We start from the raw sequence: 14,476 nt of genomic DNA on the forward strand, positions 1-14,476 counted from the left end.
ACGCATGAGAAATAAATTTCTAATAACCTCCCTTTGTTTATCCCTTGGCATTTTGGCTGTAGGGTGCAATAACGAGAACAAATCGACAAATACAACTACACAGGATGAGCATGCAGGACATGACCATGCCGGGCATGACCATAGTGCACATGAGCACACAACTGGACCTGTTCAGAACCCCGCTCCTGCTCCGAATGCCGCACCTATGCAGAAAGAACCGACCAAGAGTATTCCAGAGTTTACCTTCTACAAAGTGAAGTCGGGTATTTCGTATACAAAAGCAGATCTACCTGCCGGTAAGAACACGGTATTTGTCCTTTTCGATCCAGGATGTAACCATTGCCAGAACGAAACAAAAGCTTTAGCGCAGAACTACGATAAAATCAAGGATGTGAACATCCTATATGTATCCATGAATGACCCTGCCTTGATGTCCAGTTTCTTCAACACGTTCGGAAAGAATCTGGAAGGCAAGGAAAATGTGCAGATGCTGTGGGATAGAAACCAGGATTTCATCCAACGTTTCCACATCCCGAATATGTTCCCAGCGAACTATGTCTTTGGTCCGGATGGTGCCTTGAAATCGTACTGGGAAGGCGAAAAAGGAATTAATGAGGTTATTGCTGAATTTACGAAATAAATGAGAATTGCCATCAATGGGTTTGGTCGTATTGGCCGTCATACCCTTCGAAATCTGTTGAATAGAACGAATGAATCGTTGGAGGTTGTTGCGATCAATGATCTGGCCGATGCCCAGACCCTGGCGCACCTATTTAAGTATGATTCGGTACACGGACCTTTACATAGGCCCGTGGAGCACGATGCGAATCACCTGATCATTGATGGCAAATCCATCCTCATCCTCAACAAAAAGGATCCGGAGGAATTACCGTGGGACGAACTGGGTATCGACCTCGTGGTCGAATCCACCGGCTTTTTCGTGAAACATGACCTGGCAGCCAAGCACCTGAAAGCTGGTACCAAACAGGTCATCATCTCAGCCCCATCACCAGACAAGGAAGTTCCAACCGTGGTTCTCGGCATCAACGACCGGGACTTCGATTGGCAAACACCGATATTTTCCAATGCCTCCTGTACCACCAACAATGTGGCCCCACTGATCAAGATCTTGGATGAAAACTGGGGGATCGTCGATGGTTACATCACGACCGTCCACTCCATGACCGGCGACCAGAACCTACACGATGCACCACATCGCGACCTGAGACGCTCCAGAGCGGCCTCGGCCTCCATTATCCCGACCACAACAGGAGCGGCGAAAGCCATTACCAATGTGTTCAAACACCTGGAGGGAAAGTTGGGTGGCGCCGGAATCCGTGTACCGGTATTGAATGGATCCCTAACGGATTTCACCTGTAATCTTTCCAAGGAAACCACGGTGGAGGAAATCAACGCCAAATTCCGCGAAGCGGCATCCGGCGACTTGAAAGATGTCCTCTATTATACCGAAGACCCTATTGTTTCCGTCGATATCATCAACAATCCCTTCTCCTGCGTCTTTGATTCCCAATTGACCAGTATCGTGGGCGGGTTGGTGAAAGTCGTTGGCTGGTATGACAATGAATTCGGTTACTCCAACCGCTTGGTGGATATCCTAGAAAAACTGGCTTCGCGTCATGATTAGGTTCATTAAAACAGAGGAAACATTACCCTTACGCAGCGAGGTGCTGCAGCAGGGGAAAGCACCGGCCCTTTGCGAAAATCCGGAGGATAGCAAACCGGACAGCTTCCATTTGGGCTATTTTGACGAGACAGGAGCGCTCGTTTCCGTACTGACCATCCATCAGACCAATCATCCGAAATTACCGCATACAGGCTACCGATTGCGGGGAATGGCAACAGCACCAGACGCCCGAAACAAAGGTTTCGGCAAGGAACTGCTGCTCGCAGCCATCGAACATATCAAAACACAATTGCATGGGGATTACCTTTGGTGCATCGCCCGCGAGGTGGCCTATCCGTTCTACGACAAGCTGGGTTTCGAATCCATGTCTGATGAATTCACGTACAAAGACCCGGGCATGCACAAGGAGATGTACCTGCCATTTTATTAAATTCAGTCCTACTTTACAACTCCCCCCCTACGCCCAATCCGAACAGCGCAAAGTCGTATTTGATCGGATCCTGCGGATCGAATAACCTCAGGTTTTCGGTGAGCTCCAGTGCGGTCTTCCAATTCACTTTTTCGGATTGAATAAGGCCAAACTTTCTCGCCACCCTTTCCACGTGCACATCACACGGACAGATTAATTGACTGGGCTGAATGGTATGCCAAATACCGAAATCCACACCTTTCGTATCCTTCCGTACCATCCAGCGCAAGAACATATTCAAGCGTTTGCAGGTCGATTTCTGCAGGGGTGAACTCACGTGCTTTCGGGTTCTGTACGGGTAATCGGGTAAGGAAAAGAAATGGTCCTTAAAGCCATTCAACGCCTCCTCAATGGTAAAGGATTGCGGATTGGGCACCTGTAAAAAGGCTTGCTCTAGACTGTCATGTGCACGGTAATGGTACTGAAAGAAGGAAATGAAATAGAGCAGGTCTGTATCGTTGAATGTCCGGTGCTTAAACCCCAGTAAGCTTCTCAGATCTTCTTCTTGGTGATTTCGTATGAAATCATACGGAGCTCCGTCCATTCGGGCGATCAATTCATTGCACTTATTGATGATGGTCTTGCGCTGTCCCCAAGCCAGGATGCTGGCAATGAAACCCATGATCTCCACATCCTGTTTCTTGCTGAACTGGTGGGGTATGCTGATTGGGTCATGTGGGATGAAGTCCGGTCGGTTAAATTCCTCGACTTTCTTATCCAGGAAATCCTTAAGCGATAAATCCATAGGTGCTAAAATAAGAAAAGCAACCGAAGTTGCTTTTAAAGTTTTTATGCGTTGATCTCTTTCCAGATGAGGTCCTTGAGTCCTTGGATCCCTTTTCCCGTTACAGAAGAGATAAAAATATGCGGTATTCCTTTTGGCAGTTGCTGTTCCATTTCGCGTTCCAGTTCCTCATCCAGCATATCGGATTTGGAAACGGCCAGGATTTTGGGTTTATCCAGCAATTCCGGATTATAGGCTGTCAGTTCGTTCAATAGGATATCGTATTCCTCTTCGATGGTGCGATCCGTATCGGCAGGCACCAAGAACAGCAACACGGAGTTCCGTTCGATATGGCGCAGGAAGCGATGTCCCAGACCTTTTCCTTCCGACGCTCCTTCGATGATTCCAGGGATATCCGCCATGACGAATGATTTGTTGTCGCGATAGCTGACGATTCCCAGGTTCGGTACGAGGGTAGTAAATGGATAGTCAGCAATCTCAGGTTTTGCGGCTGATACAACGGATAGAAGTGTTGACTTTCCAGCATTCGGGAAGCCCACCAATCCAACATCGGCCAGAACCTTCAATTCCAGGATCACCCACTCCTCTTTTCCGGGCATACCGGGTTGTGCAAAGCGTGGCGTCTGCACCGTTGATGATTTGAAGTGCCAGTTTCCCAGACCGCCGCGACCTCCCGGGGTCAGGATCTTGGTTTCGCCATCCTCGGTGATTTCAAATAGGATTTCTCCGGTTTCAGCACTCCTAGCGACCGTTCCCAAGGGAACTTCCAAGATTTCATCAGTACCGTTGGCACCACTGCGCAGGGCACTCCCTCCCGGTCCTCCGGGTTCGGCGATGATGTGCTTGCGGAATTTCAGGTGCAATAAGGTCCAATGTTGATGTGATCCTTTCAGGATAATATGCCCACCACGGCCACCATCTCCACCATCCGGCCCACCTTTCGCCGTGAACTTATCCCTGTGCAGGTGTGCAGAACCTGCACCACCGTGCCCAGATCGGCAACATACCTTTACGTAATCAACAAAATTTGACCCCTGCGCCATAATTCCTCGTATCCTCTACTTTGAATAATTATCGATAACCTGTGAAAGATCGCCGAAGATTCCTTCGATCTCACCGATACCATTTACTTTACTTAATTTTCCCTGTGCTTCGTAATACGGCAGAACATGGATCGTCTTACCGAAATACTCCTCGATGCGTTTCTTCAACTTATCGGCAGCATCATCAGCACGTCCGGAAATTTCCTGACGCTTGGCGATACGCTGAGTCAATTCTTGTTCATCCACATCCAAGGCAATAACGCCGGTGATGGATTGGTTGTTATCTTCCAAGAATTTATCCAAGGCCTCTGCTTGCGCAACGGTACGTGGGAAACCATCAAAGATAAAACCTTTGGCATCCGGATTACTTTTAAGTTCTTCCTCCAACATCGCAATGGTAATGGAATCAGGAACAAGGTTTCCGTCAGCAATGATCTGTGAAACTTCCTGGCCCAGTGGCGTTTGGTTCTTGATATGTCCTCTGAACATATCACCCGTTGAAATATGGTGTAAACCGTATTTCTCAATTAATTTAGCCGATTGGGTTCCCTTACCTGCCCCTGGAGGTCCGAATAATACAAGGTTTAGCATAAGTGTCTGTGTTTATTTTAGATGTAAAAAAACAAAAGCCTAATCCGGATTGAATTAGGCTCTTTCTCTAAGTGCGCTCAAAGGGAGTCGAACCCCTAACCTTCTGATCCGTAGTCAGATGCTCTATCCAATTAAGCTATGAGCGCGGCAACCAATACTTCACGACAAATGCCCTGCCCGTTTTGGTGATGCAAATATAAGGAAATATTGGTCCAATCAAAATTTTTTTTTCAATTTCCAACGCACCTGCGACAGTTTCAGCGCGGGAAAAGCTGATAACCTATTAAGGACCATTTCGTACAGCAGCAGGGCGATCGATAAATTTATCTTATTCAGCAAACTGCAACATGCCAACTTTTCCTTTTAGGAAGCCAAGAGCAATTAGGAACCGGAAAATGTAAGGATTAAAAAAAAGAAAGTGCGCTCAAAGGGAGTCGAACCCCTAACCTTCTGATCCGTAGTCAGATGCTCTATCCAATTAAGCTATGAGCGCATTCTTTCAGGACTAATTGTCCTTTGAGGTGGGGCAAATATCGGTACTTTTTTATACTTTCCAAACGATTTTTCCGTTTTTTACTCATTTTAAAACTATATTTTGCATATCGTGTTGATATTTATATATTTAAAATTATGGCCGAACGTATAATTAAAAGCAATAAAATCAGAATTGGGGACATTTCCATCTCCTACTTCATCAAGAAAGCAACTGAAACGCCTGAAAAGACGATCATCTTCCTACATGGATTTCCATTCAACAAGAATATGTGGCGCGAGCAATTGGAGAGCCTGGAGGATAATATCACCGGAATTGCCATCGATATCCGTGGGCATGGCAACACGACCAAGGGACATGGCTACTTTTCGATCGATGTTTTTGCGAAAGACCTCGGGGTCTTTATCCGCAAACTGGAAATCGATAAGGCTGTTTTATGCGGCATCTCCATGGGCGGATACATCGCCCTGCGTGCCTATCAGCTGTTCCCGGAGAAGATTTCAGGATTGATATTATGTGACACCCATAGCAAAGCAGATGATGATGCTGGCAAACAAAAGCGTTTCGATGCCATCCAGGCGGTGCTTAACCACGGCAGAAGACCGTATGCCATCGGTTTTGTCAGCAATGTATTCGCCAAGAACAGTATCGAACGGAAACCAGAGGCTGTCGAGTTGATCAAGAGCAGTATCCGCCGGAACAGTATCGATTCGATATGCGCTACCCTGTTGGCCCTAGCCTCCAGGACAGATACCAGTTCGGTACTGAAGGACATCAAGGTGCCGACGCTGATTATCCGCGGTAAGGACGACAAAATAACACCGGAGGAGTTGATGCAGGAAATGGCGGATCAGATAAAAGGATCCACTTTCCATCAGATTGCCGACAGCGGACACCTGCCGAACATGGAACATCCTGAGGAGTTCAACCTGCACATGAATAAATTATTACAGGAAGTGAAGGCTAAATAGCGACCTTTTCCTTCCCTTTCTTCTTTAAAGCCTTTTTCTTGACGGAGCAATCCGGAACGACCTGATTTGTCAGCTCCATTCCCTTCTCGATCATGTAAGAGGCTTTATCATAATCCCACAGGCCCGCAATATTGTGCGGTACATTGATGACATAATCGGGCTTGTATAATTCAACGCTCAATTGGGTAAGCCTTCTCCGCATCAGGAAATAGGATTCCTGAAGCATGGAGAGCGCATTCAACCCCTTTCCCGGAACCACTGGCCCATAATCCTTGTCCGGCTTCCCGTCCAGATTGACCGCAACGATGATATTGCGACGCTTCCGGCGCACATAATTGATCGGCAGCGGATTCAAAACCCCGCCATCGACCAAATTCCAATCGTCACTCTCGATACTGGTAAATACTGCCGGGATAGCAATCGATGCGCGGATCGCTTTATAGACACTTCCCTTTTCAAAAACCATTTCCTTCTCGTTCAGCATATCGGTCGCAATTGCGCGAAATGGAAGACGCATATCCTCGATCGGTTTATCCGGGAAAATATCCTTTAAGGATTCGAAGACGCGCTGCCCTTTAAGCAAGCCAAACTTGAAATTGTTGAAATCCATCAGTTTGAAAACCTGCCGTCGGGTGAAACTGCGCATCCACTCCTCCAGATCATCCAGTTTCCCTTCAACATACGCCGCACCGATCAACGATCCTATGGAACAGCCGACTACTTCATCAATTTCATAACCCTTTTCCTCCAAACTGCGGATGACACCGATCTGAACCAAACCTCTGGCGCCCCCGCTCCCCAAAACCAAGGATACTTTACGCTTGCTTTTCAAAAAGTTCATGCCTAAAGTTAAGACTAATTTCCACATTCTTAATGTCATTTTGTTGTCTGTTTTATTTTCCGATTTGGAAGATATTATTATCGTTGTTACTTTTGCTAACACTGTTAACAAAACAACATGGGACTGACAGAAAGAAAGCAGAGACAACAGCAGGAATTGAAGGAACGCATCATCCAGAGTTCACGGGAAATCGTGGAAAATGAAGGATGGGCTGCGCTTTCCATTCGTAAGATTGCCGACGCCATCGAGTATTCTGTCCCGGTTATCTACAAGCATTTCGAAAACAAAGAAGCCATTGCTTCCTATTTCGTGATCGAGGGATTTGAGATTCTGGAAGCTAAAATCACGGCCGAGGTGAATCGGGAAGCCAATGCCGCTTCGCAGATCAAATCCATGGCAAAGGCCTATTGGTTTTTTGCTGTGGAAAATCCGAAGCACTATGAGATTATGTTCGGATTAGGCATCCCTTCCTGTGAAATGACGGTGGAATCCATGGAAATCAAGGCGGTTTCCGATAGCATGCTGGCCATCATTGACACCGCTATTGCCGAAAGTGGAAAAAAAGGAATCGATCGGTACCTTAAACTCCGGACCCTATGGTCCATTCTGCACGGGATTGTTGCACTGGAATTGCTGCAGGTAGAAAACAGACCCAATGTGTGCCCTTCCGAAGTTTTGAAGGACGCCATGGATGGCTATGTAAAATCAATTTTATTATAATACAAATACAACAACACATATCAGATGAACTTATTACAAGACTTACAATGGAGATACGCTACTAAAAAAATGACTGGCGCTCCTGTAGACCAAGAAAAAGTTGACTACATCACTGAGGCTGCGCGCTTAGCCCCTACCTCATCAGGTCTTCATCCATTCAAGATCATTGAAATCAGCAACCCAGATATTAAAAAGGAAATTCAACCGCTTGCCTATAACCAATCGCAAATTGTTGACGCATCACACCTTTTGATCTTTGCAGCATACGATGAATATACACAAGAACGTGTTGATTCCGTATTCCAACAACAAGCGGAAGAACGCAACTTGCCGCATGGTTTCGCAGATGACTATAAGAACAGTTTATTTGCTCGTTTTCAACAGCAGACCAAGGATCAACATTTTGAGCATGCTGCCCGCCAAGCCTATATTGGTTTTGGATTGGCCATTGCCGCAGCGGCAGAACAACGTATTGACGCGACCCCGATGGAAGGATTCGACAATGCTGCTCTTGACCAATACTTAGGATTGAACGAACTGGGTCTTCGCTCGGTAACCATCCTGGCACTGGGCCACAGAGACACGGAGAATGACTGGTTGGTGAACCTGAAAAAGGTGCGCATTGCCAAAGAAAACTTCATCATCAACAAATAGTTTTAGTTGAATTCCTATATAAACAAAGAGAGCCTTCCTTTCGGAAAAGCTCTCTTTTTTGTATTGTTTCACTGCTGTTCCTTAAGAAGTAACAGTGCGCTCGATCTTCACATCTTCTTTCGGCATGGCCGCCAAATAAATATTCGCTCCAGGAATGAGGAAATACCAACGGTTGATGCCGGCATCCTGCAACCTGCGAAAGCCAAGGGCTAACATCGGAAGGAAGGTAACCCCTACCAAAGCATATTTTAACCATTCTGGACCGATACGGTTACCAACAATGCTCAGTGCGAAGTAACCCAGCCACACGAACCCATAGAAGTACCAAAATTCGCGTAGTGATGACTTACCTGAAAACTTAAACATATTCCTGAATGGATCGATGATGTAGTTCATAATTTTAAAAAGCTTTAGCGGTTAATAATTTGTTGAATTAAAAATACAAAAAAATATCGTTTATTTAAACAACCTCTTCCAAATTATTTTATTTTGAGGCAAAATTAGTATTTTGAATTTCAATGCACATAAATACCATGACATCAAAAGAAAAAATGAAAGCCGGTGAGCCCTATATAGCCAGTGGCGACGAACTGTTCAAGGAAAGACAACATGCGAAGGTGGAACTCCAGAAATTCAATGGCATGGATCCCACCAAGATCAAGGCCAGGAACAAGATCTTAAAGCAGCTGCTCGGAAAAACAGGACAACGATTCTTTTTTGAACCGCCATTTCTTTGCGATTATGGCTACAACATTGAAGTTGGCGAGAATTTCTACGCGAATTACAACCTGACGATCCTGGACTGTGCCAAAGTCAGCATAGGTGATGATGTCATGATCGCTCCGAATGTTAGCCTATTCACGGCAGGGCATCCCGTGGATGCGGAACTGCGTGTTGCCGGTTGGGAATTTGCCCTTCCGATAACCATCGGGAATAGGGTTTGGATAGGTGGACAAACCGTCATCAACCCCGGTGTTACCATCGGCGACAATACGGTAATCGGTTCCGGTTCTGTGGTCACCAAGGACATCCCCTCGAATGTGGTCGCCGCAGGGAATCCTTGCCGCGTTATTCGGGAAATCGGAGAACAGGACAAGATCTATTATGCGAAAGGTCGGAAATTTGACCTGCATGAGGAAAAATCATAAAATAAAAATACCTGAGGTGGGGAACCCCAGGTATTTTACCAAACCAATTATTAACCTAAATTATGAAATTATGAATTTACTATCTTAAACGTTTACTAAAACGCTTTATTATATTCCATTCCGAATTTTTTCACCATGCATATCCGGTAAAACAGATACCACCCTTCGTTCAAAAAATCCACCACATCCCAGGCAATCAGGAAATCCACCACATAATTTCCTAAGACCACAAATCCACACACTGTTCCTTTCGAGAAATTTTCTCTAAAAAATTATATTCTATAATTAAAATTATTCAATAAAATGGAATAATATTTAATAATATATTAATATTAGACCGTTCGAATTTTTAAATCCTAAAATTACTTTTGCCTGCAGTTAATTTAAGATTTATGAAAAAGCGTACAGCGTACAAATTTTATTTGCTGTCTGTGCTGATGACCCTCACCTTCAGTTCTTGCGAAAAGGAAAAGGAAATAGCCATCGGTACCAGGCAGGAAAACCAAAGGCTCTATGATGTTCAATACGGCACAGGCCTACGGAGAGAGATGGATGTTTTCCTTCACGAGGACAGATCCAGCGACAAACCATTCATTATTTTCCTGCACGGCGGATCCTGGGAATACGGCAACAAGCTCCTTCTATCGGGGATGCAGGAAAATGTACTCAAAAAGGGGTACTCTTCAGCTTCCATCAATTATTCGTTCGTCAACCTGACAACGGATTACAAAAAACTAATGGATGATGTCCACGCCTCAATTAATCAGATCCAGAAAAACGCATCCAACTGGAACATTCGTCCGAACCAATACATCCTGGTCGGCCATAGTGCTGGCGCGCACCTTTCCCTCCTTTACGCCTACAACTACCAGCGAAAAGGTGAAGTGAAAGGCGTAGTTTCCCTAGCGGGTCCAACGGACTTTTCCGATGAAAAATTGGTATTGGAGATGGTCAAAAAGAACCATCCATTGATTAAGCAGATTGAATTGATGGCAGGCATCGGCATTAGCCGTCTTTTCCCACTGCCAGTTCCGGAGCAATTCATCAACGCAAGTCCATTGCACAACATCGAAAATCCGATTCCTACCCTCCTTATCCATGGTACTGAAGATAAAACAGTGGATATCTCACAGAGTGTAGCACTTTCCAAGGTGCTTACCGAGAAAAAAATAGCGAACGAATTCATCAAATTGGAATCCGCCAGCCATATGTTGGGTCTATTTGAGACCGAGGATAAATACAACCTTACAAACCTGTTAATCAATTGGGTAGAAAAAAACAATTAATCATGAGTGCACTAAAAACCAGTTTATTACTTTCCTTTTTCATTATCCTTTCTGGGATTTCCTATGCCCAGAGCATCAAATTATCCGGCAGGATTACCGATATCCAAGGCAATCCCCTTCCGGAGGCAAACGTAAAAATCAAACCGGCACAGGCGAAATCCGATGCCAATGGACAATATAGCCTTGCTGTTCCCGCTATCGGGCAATATGAGGTGGAGGTTATCCTTATGGGTTTCGAAAAGATCAACCAATCCATCACGGTTCAAGGTGATAACCAGGCCCTTGATTTCAAATTGTTACCTGCGGATTATCAGATCCAAGAGGTGATGATCAGTACGCAGAAAAGGGTGCAGAACAAGATCGATGTGCCGATCACGATCGATGTACTTGGTGGCCAAAAGCTGAACAAGTTAAATCTCCAGGAGCTGAACGAATTGTCAGCTTTCACACCAGGTGTCCAATTGGAAATCCAGAGCGCTAACAATCCGGCATTCGCTATCCGTGGTATCACTTCGGACAACTTGGATCCTCGCTCCCAACCACGCGTTTCCCTATCGATGGATGCCGTTTCCATTTCCCGTCCATCGCTCGCCGTTGCGGAGCTGTACGACATGGAGCGTGTTGAGATTGCCAAAGGTCCACAGGGGACATTATTGGGTCGCTCCGCGCAGATCGGCGCCATCAACCTGATCCGCAAAAAACCAGTGAAGGATCAATTGGTAGATTTTAAAGCACAGTACGGTAACTACAACAAACGCCTTATCAATGGTATGTACAACTACGGTTCTGAAACATCAGCTTTTGCGAACCGTTTTGCATTCGCTTACAATGCACAAGATGGCTTTGTCAAGAACCTTTCCGGCGGAAGATTAAATGGCAAGAACACGCTTGCATTCCGTAACTCCAGTCGTTTTTTCCTGAAGAATGACGGGACAATGGACTTGGTACTGAGCTACCAGCGCGACGATGCACCAGGGACCTCTTTCAAGAGCGGTGTATGGAGACCGAAGAATGGTGACCTGAAGCCATCCACCTTTGCCGACCTAGACAGAGGCAAGGATTTGGGAATCGAACGGGATGTGTACAGTGCGACTTTCCTTCAGGATCACAAACTCTCCGACACTTGGACGTTATCTACGGTAACGGGCTTTAACCGCTACTTCGCTCGCGAAAACTTTGACGCAGACGGAACAGCAGCGCCAGTTTTAAATCCTACGGATCGCTCATACGGCAATCAGTTCTCGCAAGAATTGCGCTTGAACTATGATAAAGGTTCGAAATTCAATGGATTTGTCGGCCTAAATTATTTCTTCGAGAACTCCAAAGAGCATGTAAACCTAAGGGTCAATGAACAATATCTGTTCCCGGCTTTTGTTTCAGGTCAGATCAGTGACCAAATTATTCAACAGTTACCCAGTGTGTTGAAAATGATTCCTGCCGCTGAAAAATTGAACATCGCTCAATATGGCGGATTGATCAATCCAGCGGTGAACAGATTGTTCCCGTCACAGTCCCCATTATTGCTCAACGGTGTTCCACAACCGACGACTACGCTCCCAAATCTATACAAGATTTTTGCGCAGGAGTTGAGTTCATTCAACATTATGCCTTTTATTCCAGAGCAATATCGCGGCATAGCAAACTGGATGATTCCAAACGGTTTAATCAGTCCAGAGGTATTGGAAGGCTTAGTGGGTACGTATGCGCCGGAACAAGCAGAGTTGCTCAACAGCATCTCCTCAGCGCCATTGAACCCAAACCACAATGAATCGTACAGCATGATCGGAAAGACCCATTCCTTTGATATCTTCATGGATGGAACCTATTCCCTGACCGAGAAATTAAAACTTACTGCCGGTATCCGCGGTACCTACGAGCGTATCACGGGTGCTTACCAATCGCAGGAAACGACAGACCCAAGCATCATCGCGCAGTTCAGGAACAAGAACAACAACTTGCTTTCGCCCGTTGCCAATGAATGGATTACCGAGTTCAAGGACTATGTCTCCTATGTTGGCCGTTTGGCGATGAACTATAAGTTCCACCCTTCCCACAACGTCTATGCTACGGTTTCGAAAGGCCGTAGACCTCCGGTATTGTATGTATGGCCAGGTGCTAGCAAAAACCTGAAACCTGAAATCGTATGGAACTATGAATTGGGCGTTAAAGGGGTGCACAACAATATCCTTTCGTACTCCCTAGCCGGATATTACTACGATTGGTCCAGCTTCCAGACCACCCGTTTGGTCCCTGTTGATGGGGTAATCGGTTTGCAGCAGGTTGCTGAAGATGCCGGAAAGGCGAGATCTTTTGGTGTGGAATCAAGCGTGGAATACCAGATTATGAAGTTCATGAACATCTACGGAAATTACGCTTTTGTGGACGCGAAATTCAATGACAAGGATTCCGATGGAAATACGCAATTGTATTCCGGAAACACCTTCAGAATGACGCCAAAGCACAGCTTTACCGTTGGAATGGACATCACACAGATGATCGACGAGAAAAAACAGATCTACTTCAGACCGAATTACAGCTATAAATCAAAAGTCTATTTTGAGGATGACAACCGCGAATACCTCTCCCAAAAAGGGTACGCCATCATGAATGCAACAGTAGGTATTAAATTTTTCAGTACGGCTAAGAGAACCATGGATATCTCCCTATTCGGAAAGAATATCTTGGATCAGAAATTCATCATGGACGCTGGAAACTCAGGTGATAATATCGGTTTGCCAACCTTCGTGGCAGGCGCGAGAGGAACCTACGGTGTATCACTTGGTGTAAGTCTATAATCATGAAGCGTATATTTTATTTTTTATTGATCACCCTGGCCTTCATCGGCATTCCGTTAATTGTCTTCTACCTTTGGGCAAGTTCCGGAACATCGGAGGAAAGTGCTATTAGCGGGATAAAACAGCTTCCGAACACGGCACAACGCACCGAATTCCCTGGGGACTCCACGGTCAGCATCATGACCTATAATATCGGTTACCTGAGCGGCATGACGAACAACCTTTCCGTTAAGGCCAACAAGGAGTTCCATGACGCCAATATGGCCGTCATGAAAGATTATCTAAAGGGAAACCAGCCGGACATCATTGCATTCCAGGAGATCGACTACGGGTCGAAGCGCAGCTTTGAAACCGACCAGGAGCAGGAAATCGCACAGGGCATTTACCCGTTTGCCGCAAGAGCGGTGAACTGGAACAAAAATTACCTTCCCTTTCCGCACTGGCCAATTTCGGTGCATTTCCGAAAGGTCATCTCCGGACAATCGGTCATTTCCAAGTTCCCGATTACAGAGCAACAAATCGATACGCTATCCCGCGTGCAGGACGAACCCTTCTATTACAGGGATTTCTACCTGAACCGTTTGGCACAGATCTGTACCCTAAAGGTAGGGAACCAGCAGATCATGGTCATCAATGTTCACCTAGAAGCTTTTGATCGCGATACCCGTCAGATTCACTCGGAAAGAGTCTTGAAATTATTTCAGGATTATAGCCAGAAATTCCCAACCATCATTGTGGGGGATTTCAACAGCGACCCGAATGAGGACGAATCAACGATTAGGTCTTTCTTTGATCAGGGTATTGCATCGGCAGCAGTACAGGGAGATATAAATCTCTTTACCTACCCTGCCGACAAACCCGATGTTCGGATAGACTATATTTTTTACAGTCCGCATTTCGAACTGTTGGAAAGTAAAGTTGTAAAAGAAGTGGGTGATATCTCAGATCATTTGCCCGTATATGCGAAGCTGAAACTAAAGCCTTTTTAAACAACAATTTCATATGATCTCTAGGGGGCCGTCAGCATGACGGCCCCCTTTATTTGTAACTGATTTTTATGAAGACAAATTAGGCA

General features: G+C 45.6%; 15 protein-coding genes and 2 tRNA genes. 10 read left to right on the forward strand and 7 right to left on the reverse strand.

The window, feature by feature from the left end; all coding sequences use genetic code 11:
• Positions 1 to 4: 4 nt before the first annotated feature.
• From G6N79_RS15460 to G6N79_RS15470, 3 genes are read left to right on the forward strand one after another with little or no spacing between them, the layout of a single operon-like run.
• Positions 5 to 640: a peroxiredoxin family protein gene (locus tag G6N79_RS15460; protein ID WP_103906103.1), complete on the forward strand. Its 636-nt coding sequence runs from the start codon at positions 5 to 7 to the stop codon at positions 638 to 640.
• On the forward strand, positions 641 to 1,645 hold the full coding sequence (gap, locus tag G6N79_RS15465; protein WP_103906104.1) for a type I glyceraldehyde-3-phosphate dehydrogenase: 1,005 nt from the start codon (positions 641 to 643) through the stop codon (positions 1,643 to 1,645). It abuts the gene before it with no gap.
• The gene (locus tag G6N79_RS15470) at positions 1,638 to 2,075 is read left to right on the forward strand and encodes a GNAT family N-acetyltransferase (RefSeq protein ID WP_103906105.1); all 438 of its coding nucleotides are present in this window, start codon (positions 1,638 to 1,640) and stop codon (positions 2,073 to 2,075) included. The genes gap and G6N79_RS15470 overlap by 8 nt, the downstream gene beginning before the upstream one ends.
• Positions 2,076 to 2,088: 13 nt before the next feature.
• On the opposite strand, the gene G6N79_RS15475 is transcribed toward G6N79_RS15470, so the two are convergent.
• The 5 genes from G6N79_RS15475 to G6N79_RS15495 form a co-directional block, all read right to left on the reverse strand.
• A complete protein-coding gene (locus tag G6N79_RS15475; RefSeq protein ID WP_103906106.1) occupies positions 2,089 to 2,859 on the reverse strand; it encodes a TIGR02757 family protein in 771 nt (256 codons plus the stop codon).
• Between the two features lie 44 nt (positions 2,860 to 2,903).
• Positions 2,904 to 3,902, reverse strand: a complete 999-nt coding sequence (gene obgE / locus G6N79_RS15480) for a GTPase ObgE (protein ID WP_103906107.1) — start codon at positions 3,900 to 3,902, stop codon at positions 2,904 to 2,906.
• Positions 3,903 to 3,917: 15 nt separating this feature from the next.
• Positions 3,918 to 4,493: an adenylate kinase gene (locus G6N79_RS15485; protein ID WP_103906108.1), complete on the reverse strand. Its 576-nt coding sequence runs from the start codon at positions 4,491 to 4,493 to the stop codon at positions 3,918 to 3,920.
• Positions 4,494 to 4,565: 72 nt separating this feature from the next.
• Positions 4,566 to 4,639: transfer RNA gene (locus G6N79_RS15490), tRNA-Arg, on the reverse strand.
• A gap of 273 nt (positions 4,640 to 4,912) precedes the next feature.
• Positions 4,913 to 4,986 (reverse strand) — tRNA-Arg (locus G6N79_RS15495).
• Positions 4,987 to 5,123: 137 nt separating this feature from the next.
• Here G6N79_RS15495 and G6N79_RS15500 point away from each other — a divergent pair.
• Entirely contained in the window at positions 5,124 to 5,957 is an 834-nt protein-coding gene (locus G6N79_RS15500) for an alpha/beta fold hydrolase (protein WP_103906109.1), read from the forward strand.
• Here G6N79_RS15500 and G6N79_RS15505 read toward each other — a convergent pair.
• Positions 5,950 to 6,798 carry a patatin-like phospholipase family protein gene (locus G6N79_RS15505; protein ID WP_160003710.1) on the reverse strand — a complete coding sequence of 283 codons (849 nt, stop codon included), beginning with the start codon at positions 6,796 to 6,798 and terminating at the stop codon, positions 5,950 to 5,952. The two genes, G6N79_RS15500 and G6N79_RS15505, sit on opposite strands and share 8 nt — an antisense overlap.
• A gap of 117 nt (positions 6,799 to 6,915) precedes the next feature.
• Between G6N79_RS15505 and G6N79_RS15510 the strand changes: the two genes are divergently transcribed.
• Positions 6,916 to 7,518, forward strand: a complete 603-nt coding sequence (locus G6N79_RS15510; RefSeq protein ID WP_103906111.1) for a TetR/AcrR family transcriptional regulator — start codon at positions 6,916 to 6,918, stop codon at positions 7,516 to 7,518.
• Between the two features lie 24 nt (positions 7,519 to 7,542).
• Positions 7,543 to 8,172 carry a nitroreductase family protein gene (locus G6N79_RS15515; protein WP_103906112.1) on the forward strand — a complete coding sequence of 210 codons (630 nt, stop codon included), beginning with the start codon at positions 7,543 to 7,545 and terminating at the stop codon, positions 8,170 to 8,172.
• A gap of 81 nt (positions 8,173 to 8,253) precedes the next feature.
• On the opposite strand, the gene G6N79_RS15520 is transcribed toward G6N79_RS15515, so the two are convergent.
• Complete coding sequence (locus G6N79_RS15520; RefSeq protein ID WP_103906113.1) at positions 8,254 to 8,568, reverse strand: DUF805 domain-containing protein; 315 nt, start codon at positions 8,566 to 8,568, stop codon at positions 8,254 to 8,256.
• A 137-nt stretch (positions 8,569 to 8,705) separates the two neighbouring features.
• Between G6N79_RS15520 and G6N79_RS15525 the strand changes: the two genes are divergently transcribed.
• The 4 genes from G6N79_RS15525 to G6N79_RS15540 all read left to right on the forward strand — a co-directional run bounded on the left by G6N79_RS15525 (position 8,706) and on the right by G6N79_RS15540 (position 14,390).
• Positions 8,706 to 9,320: a sugar O-acetyltransferase gene (locus G6N79_RS15525; protein ID WP_103906114.1), complete on the forward strand. Its 615-nt coding sequence runs from the start codon at positions 8,706 to 8,708 to the stop codon at positions 9,318 to 9,320.
• Between the two features lie 392 nt (positions 9,321 to 9,712).
• Positions 9,713 to 10,606 (forward strand): alpha/beta hydrolase, encoded by an 894-nt coding sequence (locus G6N79_RS15530; RefSeq protein ID WP_103906115.1) that lies wholly within the window; start codon positions 9,713 to 9,715, stop codon positions 10,604 to 10,606.
• A gap of 2 nt (positions 10,607 to 10,608) precedes the next feature.
• On the forward strand, positions 10,609 to 13,401 hold the full coding sequence (locus tag G6N79_RS15535) for a TonB-dependent receptor (RefSeq protein WP_103906116.1): 2,793 nt from the start codon (positions 10,609 to 10,611) through the stop codon (positions 13,399 to 13,401).
• 2 nt (positions 13,402 to 13,403) lie between these two features.
• The gene (locus G6N79_RS15540) at positions 13,404 to 14,390 is read left to right on the forward strand and encodes an endonuclease/exonuclease/phosphatase family protein (protein ID WP_103906117.1); all 987 of its coding nucleotides are present in this window, start codon (positions 13,404 to 13,406) and stop codon (positions 14,388 to 14,390) included.
• Positions 14,391 to 14,476: the final 86 nt, after the last annotated feature.

Source organism: Sphingobacterium lactis (genome assembly GCF_011046555.1).
Taxonomy (GTDB): domain Bacteria; phylum Bacteroidota; class Bacteroidia; order Sphingobacteriales; family Sphingobacteriaceae; genus Sphingobacterium; species Sphingobacterium lactis.